This window comes from Wenyingzhuangia sp., assembly GCF_039768515.1.
Classification (GTDB): Bacteria; Bacteroidota; Bacteroidia; order Flavobacteriales; family Flavobacteriaceae; genus Wenyingzhuangia.
Genome location: NZ_JBDNAI010000001.1, coordinates 1 through 5,006, shown reverse-complemented (window position 1 = coordinate 5,006; position 5,006 = coordinate 1). Strand labels below are relative to the sequence as shown.

Here is a 5,006-nt window from a genome sequence, read left to right as displayed (position 1 = left end):
TTAGGATAAAATTTAGTAAACATATACCCTGTTGTACAATGCTTGTTACTAGTACCACTACTACGGTGTTTTCCATAACTACCTGTACTTTCATACCAAAGTTCTGCTGTTCTTTGATTTTCTGGCGCTTTGGTTGTAATAACTTGTCCATCAATAATATGCCATCTGTAAAAACGTGGGTCACGATTATCAAAAGGCTTAGTCGCATCATATCCACTTTCTGGATGGTCTGTTGAAAGTCCATTAGCCATTCCAAAATTTTGATGAATAAAGTTGTGCGTAGGTGAAATACTTTCTGAGAAAATACTGCTATCCCCACCCGTTGAAATTTCTCTATTTACTCCTGATGACATAAATCTTCGCGCTTGATCAGCATTACCTCCAGTGGCCGCAAATATAAATTCTGTACTCCCAGGCCACGCATTAGGTGTTGGAGACTTCCAAAACACTTCATCATAATTTTCCCATGAGGATAAGGCATAGTAACCTTGGTCAGTCAATTTAAGAACTTCTGCAAAAGCGTCTACCGCCATATCACATAGTTCTGTATCGTATTGATACGTGTTCATGGCACCATTGTTACCATACATCAATGGACTAGCTGCTAAAAGGAGGTTCTTTCCCTGAAAAGCATAAGCTGCTCCTTTGGTAAGCCTTCCTTTATTCTCCCCATTTGTAAGTCTACCATAGATTTCTTCGTCCCAATTGTTAGGTAGCAATTCAGCAGCTCTTATGTAATCTTCATTGGCAGCCAAAGCACATTCTTTGTATGTTTTTGGACGCGGTAAAGCATAGTCGTCTGTGATAACCTTATCGATGTAAGGAAAACGTCCCCAAAATTTCATAATTTCATTGTGGAAAAAAGCTCTAAAGAAATAAGCTTGTCCGAGGATGACATCTCTTTCAGCTTGCGATGCATCTACCATCAAATCAATATTTGCAATGACAATATTCGCTTTACGAATTCCACGCATACTGGCATCCCATACACCAGGTCTTTGCTTGTTAAAAGCATTATTACCCGTTACATCAGCACCAGTATTTCCATAACTTGTACCTTTCCAATTTGATAAATAAGAATAGTTATAAGTTGTTACGCTATTAAAAGTACCTTCATCAATTCGGCGACTTGCTTTGTATGCACCAACTCTTTCAACATACGCATCATCCCCAAATAAGTAATCTTGAAAGGTATGGGTTTGCATTTCGTATGAAACGACCAAAGCATACATTTCTTCCACAAAACCTTGAGCATTTTTAAAAGTAGAAAAAACTTCCTCTTCACTAAGAACAGACTCAGGTGCAACATCTAAATAATCTTCGCAAGAAACCGAAAACATAAGTCCCAATACGATTAGTATTTTTATTTTATAATTTTTCATTGTATCTTTTTTTAAAAATTCATATTAAAACCAAAGTTAAATCTTCTTAAAGTAGGATAGTCTCCCCTTGATTTTGCAGCTGAAGAAGCATTAAACTCACGATCGTCTGGTAGGTTTGACCACAAAATTAAGTTGTTACCATTTGCAAAAAGCTTCAATCCTTTAAGTCCTAATTTTTCATATGTTCTTTTTGGCACATCATAGGACAATGAAACTGCCTTCAATCTTGTTAATGAACCATCCAACCAATTATCTCTTGGGTTGGTCGCACCATTTGCAACAAATGCCGGTTGCGTATCGGTATTGTTTGGTGTATCTACCGTCCAATAATCCAAATCGTGTTGATAAATCAATGCGGTTTGTTGTGTAAATGTGTTGTTTGAAAAAGCTCTTGAAGTATTTTGAGTTCCATACAACTGGGCGGAAACATTCCATCCCTTGTAACTTGCTCCAAGAGTAGCACTCCAAGTCCTTTGTGGATTAGATGCATAACCAAATGCAGCATTATCAAAAGCACTGTTGTATAGACCATCACCGTCAAAATCAACCACATCATAATATCCTACCCTTGTCATTCCCTGGTTTTCTACTTTCGGTGTTGACATGTAGACATCATCCCAGTTGGTTAGTATTTCTGCTGGTATTGCTGTTCTTGATTGCCCTATTGGAAAACCTGCTTTACGTAGGTGTTCCGGTGTAAACAAAGGATCTTCTCTTGATATAATTTTATCTACTGCTTGAGTTAAATTAAAATCTCCGTAAAGATTTAATCCATTCTCAAACTTATGACTCGATCCTAACACCAATTCATAACCTCTAACTTCTACTTCACCAGTATTGAAATTAGGAGGTGATTGACCAAACCAATCTGGCACACTTCTATCAGCAGCCGCAACGATAATATCAGTACGATTTTCTGCAAAATAATCAAACTCTCCCGTTAATAAGCCGTTGAAAAAATTAAATTCAGCTCCAATATTATATTTTTCAGAAGTTTCCCATCTCAAGTCTGCATTCCCAACGGTTAATTCTCTGTAAAATGTATAAGGAGATTGTGCGTTAAATGAACTTGGAACTAAATACGATCCGCTACCATTTTCCCAAGCATTTAAATACTGCCATCTATTTTCATTAGCAAGACCTCCACCAAGATTATCATCTCCTACAACACCGTACGAACCTCTAAACTTGAATTTGTCAACCCAATTCACATTTTCCATGAAAGCTTCATTTGAAGGTGTCCAACCTAAGGCCACAGAAGGAAAAAGCTGAAAACGATATCCAGGTCCATATTGTTCAGAACCATTGTAAGCTCCATTTACATCTAAGAAATATCTAGAATCATAGTTGTAGGTTAATCTACTAACCCAGTCTTCTCTGTATCTTGGTGCCACACTACCTTTAGCATACTCTTGTCTTCTTACTAAAAACAGAGCTGATAAGTTATGAACATTATCAATAGTTGTTTCATAATTCAACGAAGCATCGTAAGTTAGTCTTCGCGCTCGCTGACCGTTCTCTACGGCATTCTGCCCTAACGTCCATGGTGGACGAACATAACCAAAATCATTAACTCCGTTAGGAATCTCAGTATTTTCTACACCTCGATCATACCATCTGTATGATACCCCTCCATCATTTAAAGATTGTTTGCTTCTCATATTATTATCCAATGAGAATCTTCCTTTGAAGGACAATCCTTTTGTAATAAAATCTAATTTTTGCTTTAAGATAAAATCTGTATTAACTTGAAAATTTGTAAATGTATCATACCCTGTTTGGCTTAAACTTTTTACTGGATTTGTAAAAATATAAGCACCATTCAGAGATCGACCGTAAAGCCCATCAGGGTAAACAGGTGTGAGCACACTTGGAGCCATTTGATAAATACCATTTAAAACAGTACTCAAGTTACTTGGATTTTCTCTAACCCCAAGATAACCAGAAAGATTAACAGAAAGCTCAGTGGTACTTGTTACATTAAAGTCTATGTTACTTCTAAAGTTAAATCTTTCATAATTGTACTCTCCAGTATAACCTCTTCCGTTGTCATATTTACCACCATCAAAAATATCATTTACGGTTTGATAAGCTAAACTTCCAAAATATTTCGCAGAATCATTACCACCACTCACAGATAGGTTTACCCTAAAATCTTGAGCAAAATCTTTTAACAATTCATCCTCCCAATTTACGTTTGGATAAATATAACTCTCTTCTAAAGACGAAGGATTACGATATTTATCAAGAACATCTATTGGTGTGAAATTTCCCCAAGACGATGGCTGTAAGGACAATTCTCTTAAAATTGAACTATTCACCTGAGTTAAGGCATCATAAGCATCTAATTTCTGAGGCAATTGCGACACCGTCTTGATTGTACTATTCACAGAAAGTGATAGCTGTGCCTTTCCTTTTTTACCTCTTTTTGTAGTAATCAAGATCACCCCATTGGCTCCCTCTACTCCATAAACTGCCGTTGCAGAAGCATCTTTTAATACAGCAAACCTTTCAATATCATTCATATCAATATCACTCATTGATCTTTTGACACCATCAACAAGAATAAGAGGTCCACCCGTTCCATTCCAAGAACTTCTACCGCGAATTAATATCTGCATATTAGACTCCCCCGGAGTACCGCTACCTTGTATTGCTGTAACTCCTGGCAAGTTTCCTTGTAAAGCTTCTTCAACATTCGTTAGACCTGCTGCTCTTTCTATCAAAGTCTCTCCCTTTATTTGTGTAATTGCACCAACCACACTCTCTTTCTTTTGAGTACCATACCCCACAAGAACCACTTCATCTAAACTTTCTAGGTCTTCTTCTAAATTTACATTTATGACTGTTTTTCCGTTTACAGGAACCTCTACGGTTTTAAAACCTAGGTAAGAAAACACAAGGGTCTTTTGCCCTAATGTTAATTCAATTGAATAATCTCCCTCAAAATCTGATATGGTTGCTCGTGTGAGTCCTTTCTGAAGGATGGTCACCCCTGGTAACGGCATTCCATCAACATCTTTGACAACACCCGAAATTCTTTCTTGAGCCTCTAGATTGACTGCCGTAAAACAAGACAGCAATAGCACAAACATCAACATGAAACCCGAATGAGATCGCTTGGCTTTTAATTTTTGTTTCATTTTTAGTTTAAATTTCAACATATAATTAGCTTTAATTAATCATAATTATTAATTGTCTGAACCTAGGGTTCAAATTTTAGTTAAGTAAAAACAATATTACTATCTGATCAGAAGTAAAGTGTCCTGTACTATACTGTTTCCACTTCCTTTTCTAATAAAATTGTAGTTTTTAAGGTTTGTCAATGTCTAAAAAAATCGATTTCTATTTGATTACTACTGATCTAAACAAAATCTTTTTAATGTAAAAATGACATCCCCTCTATCATTTTAATTTGTTTCCAAATTATTCTCTTCTTATTATAAATTACAAACTGAACAGCAGCTATCTTTAACTTGTGATCTTTCTTTAAGAAAATTAGAGGATCTTCGTAAAAAGTCAAACGACACAGGCTCCATGTAAAAAAACAAGTACGTTTGACAACAACTATTCTGTTTCATATCCTTAGTGCAAAATACAATTATCTAATTGAATTAATACAAT

General features: G+C 36.0%; 2 protein-coding genes. Both read right to left on the bottom strand.

Annotated elements, in window-relative coordinates:
- A partial coding sequence (locus ABF281_RS00010; protein ID WP_347179650.1) for a RagB/SusD family nutrient uptake outer membrane protein occupies positions 1-1,382 on the bottom strand: 1,382 nt, incomplete at its 3' end.
- Between the two features lie 11 nt (positions 1,383-1,393).
- Positions 1,394-4,546: a TonB-dependent receptor gene (locus tag ABF281_RS00005; RefSeq protein WP_347179649.1), complete on the bottom strand. Its 3,153-nt coding sequence runs from the start codon at positions 4,544-4,546 to the stop codon at positions 1,394-1,396.
- Positions 4,547-5,006 lie beyond the last annotated feature (460 nt).